The following is a 16,744-nucleotide window of genomic DNA, read 5'->3' as shown; positions in this document are numbered from 1 at the left end:
CAGATCCGAAACGAGAGAAGGACGTGATTGGTGATGGAGGTCATCATTGCCCCAGTCGATCAACAGGCGAGACTCGCCGCCGATGCGATAGAGGCGTTGCTGCGCCGTGACGACGACTCAACCCTCGGGCTTGCCACCGGCTCGAGTCCGCTGGCGGTCTACGGGGAGCTGATTCATCGCCATGAGCAGCACGGATTGTCCTTCGCGCGGGCGCGAGGCTTCATGCTGGATGAATACGTGGGGCTCCCCGCTGACCACCCACAGAGGTATCACAACGTGATCGCGGAGGAGCTTGCGGACCGTGTGCACTGGGACGCTGAGCGGGTCCACGGGCCTGACGGGCTCGCGGCGGACATCCCAGCGGCCTGCGCAGACTATGAGCGAGCCCTCGCACGGGCCGGGGGAGTGGATCTCCAGCTGCTGGGAATCGGAACTGATGGCCACATAGGCTTCAACGAACCGGGCTCATCCTTGAGCTCGCGCACTCGGATCAAGTCACTTGCTCCGCAGACTCGCGCAGATAACGCGCGGTTCTTCGGCGGCGACGTCGACAAGGTGCCGGTGCACTGCGTGACCCAGGGACTTGGCACGATATCTGAAGCGCGACACTTGGTTCTCCTTGCCAGCGGCAGACACAAGGCGGAGGCCGTCCATCAACTTGTGGAGGGTCCGATATCTGCCTTGTGGCCAGCCACCGTGATGCAGCTGCATCCGCACGCCACGGTGTTGGTTGATGAAGCGGCCGCTTCGCGACTGCAGCTCGCCGACTATTACCGCCAGACCTTCGCGGCGAAACCTGCCTGGCAGGGTCTCTGACCTCAGCCCGCGGTCCGGGTAGCCGTGCTTTGCGGCCCTCAGGGGCGCAGCAGCAGCTTGCCGGTGGTCCGGCGGTTCTCCAGGTCATCGTGGGCTCGTCCCGCCTCGGCGAGCGGGTAGCTGGCTCCGATGCTGAGCTTGAGGTCACCGCTGGTCAGGGCGCTGAAGAGCTCGGCGTAGCGCCAGCTGCGCTCCTCGGCGTTGCGCAGGTACCAGTGCGTGGCCGGTCGGGTGACATAGAGCCCGCCTCGGCGGTTGAGCTCCTGCGGGTCCAGCGGGGGCACCTGCCCGGAGGCGCCGCCGTAGAGCACGAACACCCCACGGACCGCCAGGGAGTCCAGAGAACCGACATAGGTGTCCTTGCCGACGCCGTCGAAGACCGCCGCCACACCCTCACCCTTGGTGATCTCACGGACCCGCTCGGCGAAGTCCTCATAGCCCAGCACATAGTCGGCTCCGGCAGCCTGCGCGATCTGGGCCTTCTCCTCGGTGGAGCAGGTGGTGATCACCCGCACCCCCTTGGCCTTGAGCAGCTGAGTCAGGATCTGACCCACCCCGCCGGCGCCGGCGTGGGTCAGCACGGTCTCGCCGGGGGAGACCCGGTAGGTGGAGTTGACCAGGTAGTGGGCGGTGATGCCCTGCAGCGGCAGTGCGGCGGCCTGCTCATCGGTGACCTCATCCGGGACGCGGACGGCTTTGCCGGCGTCGACCAGGAAGTGGCTGGCGTAGGTGCCGGTGGAAGCCTCCAGGGTGGTGATGCGCTGGCCCACCGAGAGGGACTCCACGGATTCTCCCACGGCCAGGATGCGCCCAGTGGCTTCGGTGCCGGGAACGAAGGGGTGCTCCACGGGGTAGACGCCGCTGCGCTGGTAGGTCTCGATGAAGTTGACCCCGGTCGCGGCGGTCTCCACGAGCACCTGGTTCGGCCCCGGCTCGGGCAGCGGCACCTGAGCCTCGATGAGCACCTCGGTCCCACCTGCCTGCTCGGCATGCACCACACGGGCTCTGTCGGGCAGGTCCTCCGGGAAAACGCTCTGTTCATTCATGGCCGCAAGCGTACCCAACGCAGGCCCGCGGCGGCGAAGTTCCCGGACCCCAGTAATGCATAATTATTGGTGATGACGCATATATCGGCCTAGACTGCTGGGTATGACCTATTCGATCGCTGTCTCCGGAGCCTCAGGCTACGCCGGGGGAGAAGTCCTGCGACTGCTGGCCGGCCACCCCGAGGTTCACATCGGCGCCGTCACCGCCCATTCCAGCGCAGGGGAGCGCCTGGGCAGCGTGCAGCCGCACCTGCTCTCCCTGGCAGACCGGGTATTGGTGGAGACCACCGCGGAGAACCTGGCCGGACACGACGTCGTCTTTCTGGCCCTGCCGCACGGAGCTTCGGCGGAGATCGCCGCCCAGCTCGGCGAGGACACCATCGTGATCGACGCCGCCGCCGACCACCGGCTGGAATCCGCCGCCGACTGGGAGAAGTTCTACGGCTCCGCCCACCATGGGACCTGGCCCTACGGGCTGCCCGAGCTGCCCGGAGCCCGCGCCACACTCACCGGCGCCCGGCGCATCGCGGTGCCCGGCTGCTATCCCACCACCATCATGCTCGGTCTGGCCCCTGGCCTGGCGGCGGGACTGCTGGCCCCCGATGACATCGTGATCGTCGCGGCCACCGGCACCTCAGGTGCAGGCAAGGCGCTGAAACCCCACCTGCTCAGCGCCGAGGTCATCGGCGGGATGAGCCCCTACGGGGTCGGCGGGGTGCACCGGCACACCCCGGAGATCGAACAGGGCCTCAGCGGCGCGGCCGGTACCCCGGTCCAGGTCTCCTTCACCCCCACCCTGGCCCCGATGCCGCGCGGCATCCTGGCCACCTCCACCGCCAAGCTGGCACCTGGCACCACCGAGGCGGGACTGCGCGCGGCCTACCGCGAACACTACGACGCCGAGGCCTTCGTCCACCTGCTCCCGGAGGGCCAGTGGCCGGCCACCAAGCAGGTGGTGGGCTCCAACCACGTCACCATCCAGCTGGCCGTGGACGAGCACGCCGGGCGCGCCGTCGTCGTCTCGGCCGCAGACAACCTGACCAAGGGCACCGCCGGCGGCGCCGTGCAGTCCATGAACATCGCCCTCGGTCTCGAAGAGACCACCGGGCTCAACCTGCTGGGAGTCTCCCCATGAGTGTCACCGCCGCGAAAGGATTCAGCGCCGCAGGCGTCGCCGCCGGCCTGAAGTCCGCCGACGCCCAGGGCAACCCGCCGCGCGACGTCGCGCTGGTGCTCAACCACGGACCGGACAAGCACGCAGCCGCCGTCTTCACCACCAACCGAGTCGCTGCGGCACCGGTGCTCTGGTCCCAGCAGGCGATCATCGATGGCCGCGCCGACGCCGTGGTGCTGAACTCCGGCGGGGCCAATGCCTGCACCGGTGCGCCCGGCTTCGCCGACACCCACCAGACCGCCGAGGTCGTGGCCGAGCAGCTGCAGTCCACCGGGGCCGACGTCTCCGCCGGGGACGTGCTGGTCTGCTCCACCGGGCTGATCGGGGTCCGCCTGGACATGCCCTCGCTGCTGGAGGGGATCCATGCCGCGGTGAACGAGCTGGCACCTGCTGAGGCCGCCGGGCAGCGCGCGGCGCAGGCCATCATGACCACCGACTCGGTCATGAAGGTCTCCAGCACGGCCGGTGCGGACTTCACCATCGGCGGCATGGCCAAGGGCGCCGGGATGCTCGCCCCCGGGATGGCCACCATGCTCTCGGTGCTCACCACCGACGCGGTGATCACCCAGCCCGACCTCGACGCCGCGCTGCGCGAAGCCGTGCGGCTCAGCTTCAACCGCGCCGACTCCGACGGCTGCATGTCCACCAACGACACCGTGATCGCGATGGCCTCCGGGGCGCACCCGCAGGCCGACCCCTCCGGAGTGGACCTCTCCGAGTTCCAGGCCGCGCTGAACCAGGTGTGCCAGGATCTGGCCACCCAGCTGATCGCCGACGCCGAGGGCGCCCACCACGAGATCGCGATCTCCACGATCAATGCCGCCACCGAGGAACAGGCCGAGACCGCCGGACGCGCCGTGGCCCGGTCCAACCTGTTCAAGACCGCGATCTTCGGACAGGACCCCAACTGGGGCCGGATCCTCTCCGCGGTGGGCACCACCGACGTCGACTTCGACCCCTCCACCATCGATGTCAGCGTCAACGGGGTGTGGATCTGCCGCGCCGGGGGCATCGGAGATGACCGAGACCTGGTGGACCTGCGCGGGCGCCACGTGAAGGTGGTCATCGATCTGAAGGCCGGCGACGCCGAGGCCACGATCCTCACCAATGACCTGACCCACGACTACGTGCATGAGAACTCTGCCTACTCCAGCTGATCAAGGACCCCGATGACCTCCAGCATGAAACCCCGCGACGCCGGGAGCCTGAGCTCCGCCGGTGCCAAGGCCTCCGTCCTGGTCGAGGCGCTGCCTTGGATCCAGAAGTTCGCCGGCGAGACGATCGTGATCAAATACGGCGGCAACGCCATGATCAACGACGAGCTGCGCCGCGCCTTCGCCGAGGACGTGGTCTTCCTGCGCCACGTCGGAGTCAACCCGGTGGTGGTCCACGGCGGAGGCCCACAGATCAACGCGATGCTTCAAACCCTCGGGATCGAATCCGAGTTCCGCGCCGGGCAGCGAGTCACCACCCCCGAGGCCATGGAGGTGGTCCGGATGGTGCTCACCGGACAGGTCGGCCGCGAGCTGATCGGACTGATCAACAGCCACGGCCCCTACGCCGTGGGCCTCTCCGGTGAGGACGCAGCCCTGCTGCGCGCCACCCGCAGCACCGTGGAGATCGACGGCGAGACCGTCGACCTCGGACTGGTCGGCGAGGTCAGCGGAGTCAACCCCGATGCGATCACCGACCTGCTCGACGCCGGACGGATCCCGGTGATCTCCACCATCGCCCCGGAATTCGACTCCACCGCCGAGAACGCCGCGCCCACCGGCGAGGTGCTCAACGTCAACGCCGACCTCGCCGCGGCCGCCGTCGCCTCCGCGCTCGGGGCGGCCAAGCTGGTGATGCTCACCGATGTGGAAGGCCTCTACGCGAACTGGCCGGACAAGTCCTCGCTGATCTCCTCACTGAGCACCACCGACCTGCGCGCGATGCTGCCCAGCCTGGAATCGGGCATGATCCCGAAGATGACCGCGGCGCTGAAGGCCGTGGAGGCAGGGGTCCCGAGAGCCCACGTGGTCGATGGCCGGGCGCCGCACTCGATGCTCCTGGAGATCGTCACCACCGAGGGCGTGGGCACCCAGATCGTTCCCGACGAGGAGGCGGCATGAGCCCGCAGACTCAGCAGAACCCGCCGGAGTCGCGTACCGGGGAGCCCACCGGCGCTGATCTCACCAGTGCGACGCTCGCGGTGGAGCCCGGGGAGCAGCTCCTGGCCCGCTACACCGAATCGCTGCTCGGGGTCTTCGGCACCCCGCAGCGCGTGCTGGTCCGCGGCTCCGGCGCCACAGTGTGGGACGCCGACGGCCGGGAGTACCTGGACCTGCTGGGCGGGATCGCGGTCAACGCACTGGGTCACGCCCACCCGCTGATCACCAGCGTGGTCTCCTCCCAGCTGAGCACCCTGGGGCACATCTCGAACTTCTTCACCAGCCCCACCCAGATCGCACTCGCCGAGAAGCTGCTGCAGCTCGCCCAGGCACCGGAAGGCTCCAAGGCGTTCTTCACCAACTCCGGCACCGAGGCCAATGAGGCCGCGTTCAAACTCGCGCGTCGCCATGGTGGAACCGACCGGCCCCGGATCATCGCCCTGGAGCACGGCTTCCACGGACGCACCATGGGCGCATTGGCGATGACGCACAAGCCCAGCTACCGGGAACCCTTCGAACCGCTGCCCGGCGGGGTGGAATGGGTGCCCGCCGGGGACGCCGAGGCGCTGCGCGCGGCGGTGGATGAGACCGTGGCCGCTGTGATCATCGAACCCGTCCAGGGCGAGGCCGGTGTCCACGGTCACCCGGCCGGGTACCTGAAGGCCGCCCGGGAGATCACCCGGGCCGCCGGGGCGCTGCTGATCTTCGATGAGGTGCAGACCGGGATCGGCCGCACCGGCTCCTGGTTCGCCTCTGCGCCCTCCGACTCTGCGCCGGCAGACCCCGCGCTCTCAGACTTCGCGCCGTCAGACTCCGCGCTCTCCGACTCCGCCCCGGCGGATTCTGACCCGGTGCTCCCGGACGCGATGACCCTGGCCAAGGGTCTCGGCGGTGGGTTCCCGATCGGGGCGATGCTCACCTTCGGGGAACATGCCAGCACGCTGCTGAACCCCGGCCAGCACGGCACCACCTTCGGCGGCAACCCCGCCGCCACGGCGGCCGCCCTGGCCACGCTGCACGTGATCGAGTCCACCGACCTGCTGCGCAAGGTCCAGCAGGTCAGCGAGCACACGGCCCGCGGCCTCGCCGGCCTGGACTTCGTCACCGAGGTCCGCGCCCACGGACTGCTGATCGGCTTCGACCTCGCCGCCGAGGACGCCGATGCGCTTGCCCCGGCCATGGTCGCCGCCGCGCTGGAGGCGGGTTTCATCATCAACGCCACGGGTCCGAAGACGCTGCGCCTTGCTCCGCCGCTGATCATCAGCGCGGAGCAGATCCAGCAGTTCATCGACGCCCTTCCCGAGATCCACCGCAGGAGCACCTCATGACCGTCCGCCACTTCCTCACCGACCTAGACCTCAGCCCCGCCGAGCTGGATCAGGTGCTCACCCTCGCCGCGCATATGAAGGCTCACCCGTATGAGATCAAGGCCCTGACCGGGCCGCAGACCGCCGCCGTGTTCTTCGACAAGACCTCCACCCGGACCCGGTTCTCCTTCGCCGCCGGGATCTCCGCGCTCGGCGGATCCCCGCTGGTGGTCAACCCCGGCGAGTCCCAGCTCGGGCATAAGGAGACCATCGCAGACACCGCCCGGGTGCTCGATCGGATGGTCAGCCTGATCATCTGGCGCACCTACGCCCAGTCCGGGCTGGAAGAGATGGCTGCGCACAGCGCGGTCCCGGTGATCAACGCGCTCTCCGATGACTACCATCCCTGCCAGCTGCTCGCGGACCTGCTGACCCTGCGCGAACACCTCGGAGCCACGCAGGGCCGCTCGCTGGCCTATCTGGGGGACGCGGCGAACAACATGGCGAACTCCTACCTGCTCGCAGGCGTCAACGCCGGCATGGATATGCGCATCGCCGGTCCCGCCGGTCACCTGCCCGAGCAGCGGATCATCGACGCCGCCCAGGCCCGCGCCGAGCAGACCGGTGCCAAGGTGCTGATCACCACGGATCCGGTCCAGGCGCTGATCGGGGCCGATGCGGTGGCCACCGACACCTGGGTCTCGATGGGCCAGGAGGAGGAGAAGCAGCAGCGGCTCCAGCTCTTCGGGGACTACCGGGTCGACGCCGCCGCCATGGCACATGCCGCACCGGGCGCCGTCGTCCTGCACTGCCTGCCGGCCTACCGCGGCGTGGAGATCAGCGCCGAGGTCATCGATGGTCCGCAGTCGGTGGTCTTCGACGAGGCGGGGAACCGGCTGCACGCACAGAAGGCCCTGATGGCCTGGCTGCTGGTGCGCTCCGGGCTTGCCGACGAGCACACCGAGGCGCTGGTCCGCGCGGGGGAGCGCTGAGATGGCGCCCACCACCAAGACCGCCCGGCACGCGAAGATCCGCGAGCTGATCACCCGCTCCCAGGTCCGCTCGCAGGCCGAGCTGGCCGAACGCCTCGCCGACGCCGGGGTCACCGTGACCCAGGGGACGCTCTCTCGGGATCTGGTGGAGATCGGCGCCGCCCGGGTGCGCGGAGCCCAGGGAGCGCTGATCTACGCGGTGCCCTCCGACGGACATGACCGTGAGCTGCAGGCCGATCAGACCGACGCGACGACGACGGCGCGGCTGATCGCGCTGTGCAAGGACCTTCTGGTCTCCGCGGAACCCAGCGCGAACCTGGTCCTCCTGCGCACCCCTCCCGGGGCGGCGCAGTTCCTGGCCAGCGCGGTGGACCATGCCGGGATCTCCGAGGTCCTGGGATGCATCGCCGGGGACGACACCATCATGGTGGTCACCACCGCCCCTGACGGAGGAGCCGCGGTGGCGCAGCGCTTCACCGATTTCGCCGAAGGTCGCGGCTGAACCAGCCCTGAACGCGCTACGGTTCGGGAAGACGAGTCAGCCCGAGGGCGCGAGCCAGCCTGAGTGAGCGACTCAGCCCTGGTGGGCGTCGAGGATCGCGCGCATCGCGTCCAGGCCGAAGATCTCGGCCACGGCATAGGCGCTCTGGCGGCCCAGGCGTGGATCGGCGCCGGCGGCGAGCAGCGCCTTCGTGGCCACCTCGTTCTGCCGGAACACCGCGCAGCCCAGCGCGGTCTGGCCCTGATCGTTGACCCGGTCCACGTCGGCCTCGCGGGCCAGCAGGTGCTGGGCCTGCTCGGTGTGATCGTTGTAGACCGAGAGGATCAGCAGCGTGTCACCCTTCTCATTGCTCAGGTTCACCGGCACACCCCGGTCCACGAGGTCAAGCAGCTCCTCGGTCTTGCCCGCTCGAGCGAGGCCGAACATCGAGGCCAGGAACTCCATCTGTTCCTCGGTCAGCTCCGGCGCGCCGCCTGCGGGGGGCTGCTGGTTCTCTGAGTGATCTGCAGCGTGCTGGAAGTCCTGTGACATGGCGGCAAGTCTATCGGAGACCGGTGCCGGTACCCGGATCCCCGGGGGTCGCGAAGGCGATAACCTGACGGGGACCCCGAACCTCACCAAGATGCTTTATGCAGACCTGCGAATAATTATGTAGTCTGTGTCCGAGCCAAAGTTCCGTTCCCCAAGGAGATTCGTTGTGACTGATCGTATTGTTCTCGCCTATTCCGGCGGCCTCGACACCTCTGTGGCCATCGGCTGGATCGCCGAGGCCACCGGCCAGGAGGTCGTGGCCGTCGCCGTCGACGTCGGCCAGGGCGGTGAGTCGCTGGAAACGGTGCGTCAGCGGGCACTGGACTGCGGCGCCGTGGAGGCCTATGTGGCCGATGCGCGCGATGAGTTCGCCGATCAGTACTGCATGCCCACGCTGAAGGCCAACGGCCTCTACATGGACTCCTACCCGCTGGTCTCCGCGATCTCCCGCCCGGTGATCACCAAGCACCTGGTCGCCGCCGCCCAGCAGTTCGGCGCCACCACGGTCGCTCACGGCTGCACCGGCAAGGGCAACGACCAGGTCCGCTTCGAGGTCGGCATCCAAACCCTGGGCCCGGAGCTCAAATGCATCGCCCCGGTCCGCGACCTCGCGCTGACCCGTGAACTGGCCATCGAATATGCCGAGAAGCACAACCTGCCGATCGAGACCACCAAGAAGAACCCCTTCTCCATCGACCAGAACGTCTGGGGCCGCGCCGTGGAGACCGGCTTCCTGGAAGACATCTGGAACGGCCCCACCAAGGATGTCTACGACTACACCGAGGACCCCTCCTTCCCGCCCTCACCCGATGTCGTCACCATCACCTTCGACCAGGGCGTGCCGGTGGCCCTGGACGGGCAGACCGTGACCGCCCTGGAGGCCATCGAGCAGCTCAACCGCCGCGCCGGGGCCCAGGGCGTGGGCCGGATCGACATCGTCGAGGACCGCCTGGTGGGGATCAAGTCCCGCGAGATCTACGAGGCTCCCGGCGCCATGGCGCTGATCGCCGCGCACCGCGAACTGGAGAACATCACCCTGGAGCGCGAGCAGGCCCGGTTCAAGAAGACCGTGGACCAGCGCTGGACCGAGCTGGTCTACGACGGCCAGTGGTTCTCCCCGCTCAAGCGCAACCTCGACGCCTTCATCGACGAGACCCAGAAGTACGTCTCCGGTGAGATCCGGCTTGAGCTGCACGGCGGCCGCGCCACGGTGCAGGGCCGACGCTCCGAGACCAGCCTGTATGACTTCAACCTGGCCACCTACGACGCCGGCGACGCCTTCGATCAGTCCAGCGCCCGCGGCTTCATCGACATCTTCGGGCTCTCCTCCAAGGTGGCCTCGCAGCGCGAGCAGCGCATCCACGGCAAGCCGGACTTCTCCGGCCTCGGCAGCCTGGACCGATGAGCATGAACCCGGAGGGCATCAACCCGCAGGGCGCGAGCCCGGATCGGCAGGATTCGCAGAGCAGGCACGGCACCAACGAGGGGGCACTCTGGGGCGGACGATTCGCCTCGGGGCCCGCCGATGCACTGGCGGCGCTGAGCAAGTCCACGCACTTCGACTTCCGGCTGGCCCGCTATGACATCGCCGGATCCCGGGCGCATGCCCGGGTGCTGCACCGCACCGGGCTGCTCGAGGATGCTGAGCTGACCGGAATGCTGGCTGCGCTGGATCAGCTCGAGGCTGACGTGCTCTCCGGGGACTTCACCCCGGCGGCCAGTGATGAAGATGTCCACGGAGCGCTGGAGCGCGGACTGCTTCAGCGCGCGGGTGAGGATCTGGGTGGAAAGCTGCGCGCCGGACGCTCGCGCAACGACCAGATCGCCACCATGGGGCGGATGTTCCTGCGCGATCACGCCCGGGTCATCGGCGCCGGGGTGCTGGGCACCATCGAGGCGCTGATCATCCAGGCCGAGGCGCACCCCAACGCGCCCATGCCGGGCCGCACGCACCTTCAGCATGCCCAGCCGGTGCTGCTGAGCCACCACCTGCTCGCGCACGCCTGGGCGCTGCTGCGCGACCTGCAGCGCCTGGTGGACTGGGACCGCCGGGCGGCCACCTCGCCGTATGGCTCCGGCGCGTTGGCCGGGTCCTCGCTGGGTCTGGATCCTCAGCGGGTGGCCGAGGAGCTCGGCTTCTCCCAGGCGGCCTGGAACTCCATCGACGGCACCGCGGCACGTGATGTCTACGCCGAGTTCTCCTGGGTCAGCGCCATGATCGGGGTGGATCTGTCCCGGATCAGCGAAGAGATCATCTTCTGGGCCACCAAGGAGGCCGGTTTCGTCACCCTCGACGACGCCTTCTCCACGGGCAGCTCGATCATGCCGCAGAAGAAGAACCCCGACGTCGCCGAGCTGGCCCGCGGAAAGTCCGGTCGCCTGATCGGCGACCTGACCGGTCTGCTGGCCACGCTCAAGGGCCTGCCGCTGGCGTATAACCGGGACCTGCAGGAGGACAAGGAGCCGCTCTTCGACGCGGTGGACACCCTGGAGCTGCTGCTGCCGGCGGTCTCCGGAATGATCGCCACCCTGGTCTTCCACACCGAGCGGATGGCCGAGCTGGCACCGCGCGGCTTTGCCCTGGCCACCGACATCGCCGAGTGGCTGGTCCGGCAGGGCGTGCCCTTCCGAGTGGCCCACGAACTCTCCGGTGAGGCCGTGCGGGTGGCAGAGGCCCGCGACGTCGAACTCTGGGACCTCACCGATGCGGAGCTCACCGGCATCTCTGAGCAGCTGACCCCCGCCGTCCGGGAGGTGTTGACCACCTTCGGTTCGCTGAACTCCCGGTCCTCCCGCGGCGGCACCGCGCCCTCGGCGGTGGCTGAGCAGCTCGAGGAGCTCAAGCTGCAGCTGGGCCCCATTCAGGAGTTCATCACCTCGGCAGGCAGCAACGTCGGCCCGGACCAGATCAGCTGAGACCGAGTCGGAACCGCCAGCCCAGGGATGCCGCATCCCGGTGCTGCAATGATCGCCGCGTGACGCAGATCCAGGCGCCGCAGCGCAGAACCGCCCCGACCGCGCTGGTCGGGGCGGTTCTCGCGGTGTGCGCGGCCCTGGTGCTCAGCGGCTGCGCCGAGCCACGGCAGGAACCGGCACCTAACTACCCCAGTGCCCCTGATCAGCGGCTCCCGGAAGCCGCGGCCCCTGCCGCGGAGCCCGAACCGGGTCAGCCGTGGGTACCGATCGCCGAACTCGCCGACGAGGCCTGGCTCGAGGCAGTCTCGGAGCGCACCGGGATCCCGCCGCGCGCGCTGGCGGCCTACACTGGGGCCGCGCTGCTGGTGTCTAAGACCAGGCCGGAGTGCGGACTGGGCTGGAACACGCTGGCCGGGATCGGCCAGGTCGAGTCTCAGCACGGCACCTATGCCGGGGCGCAGGTGGAATCCGACGGCCAGGTCTCCCCGGCGATCATCGGGCTCCCGCTGGACGGTGCTCCTGGACTGGCGGAGATCCCGGACACCGACGGCGGCACCCTGGACGGGGACCCGGAATGGGACCGCGCCGTCGGGCCGATGCAGTTCATTCCTGCCACCTGGGCGCTCTACGCCCAGGACGGATCCCGCAGCGGCGTCTCCGATCCGCACCAGTTCGACGACGCCGCGCTCACCGCCGCCGTGTACCTCTGCGAGAGCGGGGGAGACCTCACCAGCGATGAGGGCTGGGTGGCCGCCGTCGTCGCCTATAACCAGTCAGCGGTCTACGTCAACGACGTCGCCGGCCACGCCCAGGACTATGTCAGCCCTGGCGAGCCTTCAGCCGCGGATTCTTCTTATTGATCACATAGGTGCGTCCTCGCCGACGCACCACCTGTGAGCCTGGCTTGTTCTTCAAAGCGCGCAGTGAATTCCGAACCTTCATTATGTCCTCCTAGTGAGAATAAGTAGCATTAGCGTTAAGCATAAGGGAGAGAAGCTGCCATGGAGAAGTCAGTCGAAAGGGGCCCGGGATGAGCGCAGGAGAAGCCACAGTCCAGGTGGTCGCCGTGATGGGCGCCTGTGGCCCAGAGCGGAAGGACTACGCCGCAGGTCTCGCCGCGCAGCGGGGATCGATCCTGCTGCCGGCGGATCGCATCGCCGCCGATGACATGGCGCTGGAGTCCTCGCTGCGGCTGCTGCAGATCGTGCCCAGCAGCGCCGAGCTGGTCGTGGAGTATCCGCTGGCGAGCGCGATCACCGAGGTGATCGGCTCGCTGACCTCATCGACCCAGGACCCTGGGGTGGGAGCGACGCTTGCGGAGGTGATCTGCGTCGTCGACGCCGCACACTTGCTCGATGACCTGTTCCGGGACGACTACGTGGTCCTCGACGCTGATCAGCGCTGGACGCACCCGGGGGAGCTGGCATATGTCTGCCGTGCCGAGGTGATCGTGAAGCAGATCGAATACGCCTCCACCGTGATGCTGGTGAACTGGCGCCGCGTCGATCCCGAGCAGCTCAGCATGCTCACCGCGCTGGTGGCCCATCTCAGTCCGCAGGCGCAGGTCCGATTCGCCGGGGAGCCGGCCCCGTGGACCTCCGGACCACCGGTGCCGGGATACTCCGGGGAGGAGGCTCGTGCCGGCTGGACCTGTCTGCTCAACGCGGACTTCCACCCCCGCCGTCGGCACGCTCGGGTCTCGGCCTTCCGCTATGACCAGCACCGTCCCTTCCACCCGGGACGGCTCAAATCGGTTCTGGACCTTCGCGTGGAGACCGAGGAGTTCGGCCGTGTGATCCGATCGGCAGGGTTCGCCCGGCTCGCCAGCCGCCCGCACGTGACCGCACAGTGGGAGCACATCGGAGCGGTCATCTCACTCTCCCCGCTGGCCTTCGATCATCAGCTCGAGTCCCCCGAGGAGCTGCTCGCCTTCGGGCAGGACATCGCCTTCATCGGCATTGACCTCGATGCGCCAGGGCTCACCGCCGCCCTGGACCAGGCCACGCTCACCGATGCCGAACTCTGCGCCGGACCCGGGCTCTGGCGCAGCTTCGGCGACCCCTTCCCGAGCTGGGATTCGGTGACCGAGACCGAGGACTGAACCGGCCAGGGGTTCCAGAGTCGGACTGGGATTCCAGGGCCGGCCAAGGGGTTCAGTGCCTGTCTGCGATCATTGACGGATGAATTCTGCGACCCTGCATGCCCTCTTCGACGGCCACGCCACCGTGCTGGCCCCGGCGCTGTTGGGCTGTGAGCTCACCGTGGAGACCGCGGAGGGAGCGGTGCTGATCCGGCTCACGGAGGTGGAGGCCTATGGCGACCAGGGAGAAGATCCGGGCGCGCACAGCTTCAACGGGAAGACCGCCCGCAATGCGGCGCTCTTCGGGCCGCCGCGGCACACCTACGTCTACCTCAACTACGGCATCCACCGCTGCCTGAACCTGGCCTGCGGCCCGGAGGGCACGGCGGGCGGGGTGCTGCTGCGCGCCGGGGAGGTCCTGGCGGGCCGCGAGCTGGCGATCCAGCGCCGGGGCGGCCGGGAGACCGGCGCGAAGCTGCTCTCGGGTCCTGGTCGGTTGGGTCAGGGTCTGGGCATCACGCTCTCGATGGACGCTCAGCAGGTCCAGCTGCCTCCGGCGTCTCCGCCGCCTCCGGTGTCTCGGCCGCGCCAGGTGTCTCGGCTGTCCCCGGTGCAGCCCCCGGCCCAGCGCTCGGCGGACTCGGATGCCCCGGCTCGGTTCACGCTGACTCCGCCGACGGCGCCGGTGGACGCAGAGCGGATTCGCAGCGGACCGCGCGTCGGGGTCTCCGGAGAAGGTGGCAGGAGCGTCTACCCCTGGCGGTACTGGCTCGACGGTGATCCCAGCGTCTCGGCCTACAGGCCCGGGCGCAACGTTCCGGCAGAGGTCAGCCCGTAGTCAGCCCTGAATGACGTCATATTCGTCAGACCCGAATAGAGGTATGATTGATGGTCAGCAAATTTGCGACGGAGAGCTGCGCTGCTTGATGAGTGATTCACAGTCCTCGGCCACAGCCGAGATCATGCCTGAAGATAACGACGTTCCGGTGCCCGGCCTCGAAGCCGGTGTGGAGGAGGAGCGCGAGTACGTCGGGATGCTTTATCACCGGCTCGATGAGCTGCGCGCCGAGAAAGAGGCCCAGCTCGCGAAGGTCCGGCGAGTCGGCTCCCGCGGCACCATGCAGAACGCCTCGGAGCGCGATGCCTTCGCCGCGATGTACGAGGACCGGCTGGCTCAGCTCAACGCGGTGGACGACCGCCTGGTCTTCGGCCGGCTCGACCACGACTCCGGTGAGTGCCGCTACATCGGCCGGATCGGACTGACCTCTGCGAGCCACCAGCGCTTGATGCTGGACTGGCGTGCACCCGAGGCCGGGGTCTTCTATCAGGCGACCGCCTTCGAACGCCAAGGCGTGCGCCGTCGTCGTCATCTGCTGCTCAAGCGCCGTGAGGTCCACGGGGTGGAAGACGACGTCCTCGATGCCAGCATGTTGGAAGAGGCCAGCCACAACCACGGCGACGGCGCCCTGCTGGCCGCGCTCACCGCGCGCCGCACCGGTCAGATGGGCGACATCGTCGCGACGATCCAGTCCGAGCAGGACCGGATCATCCGCGCCGATCTTCCCGGTGTCATGGTCGTCCAGGGCGGCCCGGGCACCGGCAAGACCGCAGTGGCGCTGCACCGCGCCGCCTACCTGCTCTACAGCCATCGCGACCGGTTGAAGTCTGCCGGAGTGTTGATCGTCGGGCCCAACACCACGTTCATGTCCTACATCGACCGGGTCCTGCCCTCCCTCGGTGAGACCGGCGTGGTGCTCTCCTCGCTCGCGGATCTCTTCCCCGGGGTGCACGGAACCCCGGAGCCGGACTCTCGGGTCGAGGAGATCAAGGGCCGCCTGGACTGGGTGGGGATCATCGGTGCCGCCGTGACCCACCGGCAGCGGACCATTCCCGATGTCCGGGACGTCACGGTGGACGGCACCCGGGTCGGGGTCACCCCGAAGATGGTCAACCGCGCCCTGGAGCGGGCCCGCGCCACCGGCAAGCCCTATAACGAGGCTCGCACCACCTTCGTGAAGGTGCTGGTGAAGGAGATCGCGGAGAAGCTCGAGCGGATCATCGAGAAGCGCTCCGAAGGCAACGACGCCGACCGGTCCTACCTTGTCGAAGACGTCCGCAGCGCCCGCGATGTGCGGGTCCTGCTGAACCTGTGCTGGATGCCGCGCAGCCCGCAGGGACTGCTCGAGGACCTCTTCGCCAAGCCGAACTACCTCTCCGACGTGGCGCCGGAGCTCAGCGCCGCCGAGCGCGAGCTCTTGAAGCGGGCACCCGGAAGCCCCTTCACCAGCGCCGATGTGCCGCTGCTCGATGAGGCCGCAGAGCTGCTGGGGACCCTGGATGAATCCGCCGGACGCGAGGCGGCCCGGCAGAAGGCGGCCGCGGCGCGGTCGCTGGACAACGCCCAGCGCGCCGTGGAGAACGCCAGCCCGCAGCTCGAAGAGATGGGCATCGAAGGGTTCCTCGACGCCCAGGCCGTGGTGGACATGAACGCCGAGTCCGGTCCGCGGCTGACCGCGGCGGAACGCGCGCAGGTGGATCGCAGCTGGACCTACGGCCACGTCGTGGTCGATGAGGCCCAGGAGCTCTCCGCCATGCAGTGGCACGTGCTCATGCGTCGCTGCCCGCTGAAGTCCTTCACGATCGTCGGTGACATCGCCCAGGGCTCCTCGCCCTCGGCCGCTTCGAGCTGGCAGCAGGCCATGGCGCCGTTCGTGGGGGAGCGCATGCGCGTGGAGGAGCTCACCGTGAACTACCGCACCCCCGGGACCATCGTGGAGCTTGCCGAACGCGTCGCAGAGGCCAACGGGCTGCACACCACCTCGCTGCGCACCGTGCGGGACGGGGACTACCCGCCGGTGATCGAACAGGTGCCGGGGGACCAGCTGGTCACCGCCGCCACCGCCGCGGTGCGCGCTGAACATGACCGGGTGGGGGAGGGGCTGGTCGCGGCGATCGTTCCCGAGCGGCTGCTCAGCCTCACTCGCCGATCGCTGGTCGCGGAGTTCGGCGCCCGAGTGGGTCACGGGGCAGGCTCGCTGAGCGAGGACATCCTGGCGCTCTCCGCCGAGGAGGCCAAGGGCCTGGAGTTCGACGCCGTGGTGCTCGTCGAACCCGCCGAGATCCTCGAGGAGACCGCCGGCCGAGTGGGCAGTCTCTATGTGGCCCTGACCCGGCCCACCCACGCCCTGCATGTGATCGCCGTCCGGGAGCTTCCCGCCGGGTTCTGA

The 16,744-nt window shown here is 68.8% G+C and carries 16 protein-coding genes; 13 read left to right on the top strand and 3 right to left on the bottom strand.

Features of this window, described 5'->3' with window-relative positions:
- Positions 1-33 precede the first annotated feature (33 nt).
- On the top strand, positions 34-816 hold the full coding sequence (nagB, locus tag HNR11_RS12970) for a glucosamine-6-phosphate deaminase (RefSeq protein WP_179442713.1): 783 nt from the start codon (positions 34-36) through the stop codon (positions 814-816).
- 38 nt (positions 817-854) lie between these two features.
- Here the strand turns inward: nagB and HNR11_RS12965 are convergent, their stop codons facing one another.
- The gene (locus tag HNR11_RS12965) at positions 855-1,862 is read right to left on the bottom strand and encodes a quinone oxidoreductase family protein (RefSeq protein ID WP_179442712.1); all 1,008 of its coding nucleotides are present in this window, start codon (positions 1,860-1,862) and stop codon (positions 855-857) included.
- Positions 1,863-1,965: 103 nt separating this feature from the next.
- Here HNR11_RS12965 and argC point away from each other — a divergent pair, with 103 nt between their 5' ends.
- The 6 genes from argC to HNR11_RS12935 are packed head-to-tail and all read left to right on the top strand — an operon-like array spanning position 1,966 to position 7,990.
- A complete protein-coding gene (gene argC, locus HNR11_RS12960; protein ID WP_179442711.1) occupies positions 1,966-2,997 on the top strand; it encodes an N-acetyl-gamma-glutamyl-phosphate reductase in 1,032 nt (343 codons plus the stop codon).
- Positions 2,994-4,193, top strand: a complete 1,200-nt coding sequence (gene argJ / locus HNR11_RS12955; RefSeq protein ID WP_179442710.1) for a bifunctional glutamate N-acetyltransferase/amino-acid acetyltransferase ArgJ — start codon at positions 2,994-2,996, stop codon at positions 4,191-4,193. Before argC ends, argJ begins: the two co-directional genes overlap by 4 nt.
- Before the next feature lie 12 nt (positions 4,194-4,205).
- On the top strand, positions 4,206-5,150 hold the full coding sequence (gene argB / locus HNR11_RS12950) for an acetylglutamate kinase (RefSeq protein ID WP_179442709.1): 945 nt from the start codon (positions 4,206-4,208) through the stop codon (positions 5,148-5,150).
- The gene (locus HNR11_RS12945; protein ID WP_179442708.1) at positions 5,147-6,517 is read left to right on the top strand and encodes an acetylornithine transaminase; all 1,371 of its coding nucleotides are present in this window, start codon (positions 5,147-5,149) and stop codon (positions 6,515-6,517) included. The genes argB and HNR11_RS12945 overlap by 4 nt, the downstream gene beginning before the upstream one ends.
- The gene (argF, locus tag HNR11_RS12940) at positions 6,514-7,488 is read left to right on the top strand and encodes an ornithine carbamoyltransferase (RefSeq protein WP_179442707.1); all 975 of its coding nucleotides are present in this window, start codon (positions 6,514-6,516) and stop codon (positions 7,486-7,488) included. Before HNR11_RS12945 ends, argF begins: the two co-directional genes overlap by 4 nt.
- Position 7,489: 1 nt before the next feature.
- Positions 7,490-7,990: an arginine repressor gene (locus HNR11_RS12935; RefSeq protein ID WP_058887170.1), complete on the top strand. Its 501-nt coding sequence runs from the start codon at positions 7,490-7,492 to the stop codon at positions 7,988-7,990.
- Positions 7,991-8,062: 72 nt separating this feature from the next.
- Here the strand turns inward: HNR11_RS12935 and HNR11_RS12930 are convergent, their stop codons facing one another.
- Positions 8,063-8,521 (bottom strand): ankyrin repeat domain-containing protein, encoded by a 459-nt coding sequence (locus tag HNR11_RS12930; protein WP_179442706.1) that lies wholly within the window; start codon positions 8,519-8,521, stop codon positions 8,063-8,065.
- A 166-nt stretch (positions 8,522-8,687) separates the two neighbouring features.
- On the opposite strand from HNR11_RS12930, the gene HNR11_RS12925 reads away from it, so the two are divergent.
- Genes HNR11_RS12925 through HNR11_RS12915 form a run of 3 tightly spaced genes read left to right on the top strand, consistent with a single transcriptional unit; the run spans position 8,688 to position 12,297 of the window.
- Positions 8,688-9,926, top strand: a complete 1,239-nt coding sequence (locus HNR11_RS12925; RefSeq protein WP_058887169.1) for an argininosuccinate synthase — start codon at positions 8,688-8,690, stop codon at positions 9,924-9,926.
- 2 nt (positions 9,927-9,928) lie between these two features.
- Positions 9,929-11,437, top strand: coding sequence for an argininosuccinate lyase (argH, locus tag HNR11_RS12920; protein WP_179443023.1), 1,509 nt, complete (start codon positions 9,929-9,931; stop codon positions 11,435-11,437).
- A 59-nt stretch (positions 11,438-11,496) separates the two neighbouring features.
- Entirely contained in the window at positions 11,497-12,297 is an 801-nt protein-coding gene (locus HNR11_RS12915) for a lytic transglycosylase domain-containing protein (RefSeq protein ID WP_343050679.1), read from the top strand.
- On the opposite strand, the gene ykgO is transcribed toward HNR11_RS12915, so the two are convergent.
- A complete protein-coding gene (gene ykgO, locus HNR11_RS12910; RefSeq protein ID WP_084479720.1) occupies positions 12,257-12,379 on the bottom strand; it encodes a type B 50S ribosomal protein L36 in 123 nt (40 codons plus the stop codon). The two genes, HNR11_RS12915 and ykgO, sit on opposite strands and share 41 nt — an antisense overlap.
- 88 nt (positions 12,380-12,467) lie before the next feature.
- Between ykgO and HNR11_RS12905 the strand changes: the two genes are divergently transcribed.
- From HNR11_RS12905 to HNR11_RS12895, 3 genes are all read left to right on the top strand, one after another.
- Positions 12,468-13,538: a GTP-binding protein gene (locus tag HNR11_RS12905; RefSeq protein WP_179442705.1), complete on the top strand. Its 1,071-nt coding sequence runs from the start codon at positions 12,468-12,470 to the stop codon at positions 13,536-13,538.
- Positions 13,539-13,617: 79 nt separating this feature from the next.
- Positions 13,618-14,355, top strand: coding sequence for a DNA-3-methyladenine glycosylase (locus tag HNR11_RS12900; protein WP_179442704.1), 738 nt, complete (start codon positions 13,618-13,620; stop codon positions 14,353-14,355).
- 124 nt (positions 14,356-14,479) lie between these two features.
- Entirely contained in the window at positions 14,480-16,744 is a 2,265-nt protein-coding gene (locus HNR11_RS12895; RefSeq protein WP_246310683.1) for a HelD family protein, read from the top strand.

It is taken from the genome of Nesterenkonia sandarakina (assembly GCF_013410215.1).
Lineage (GTDB): Bacteria > Actinomycetota > Actinomycetes > Actinomycetales > Micrococcaceae > Nesterenkonia > Nesterenkonia sandarakina.
Note: the sequence above shows the minus strand (reverse complement) of the source record. Positions and strands in the feature narration are given on the sequence as shown.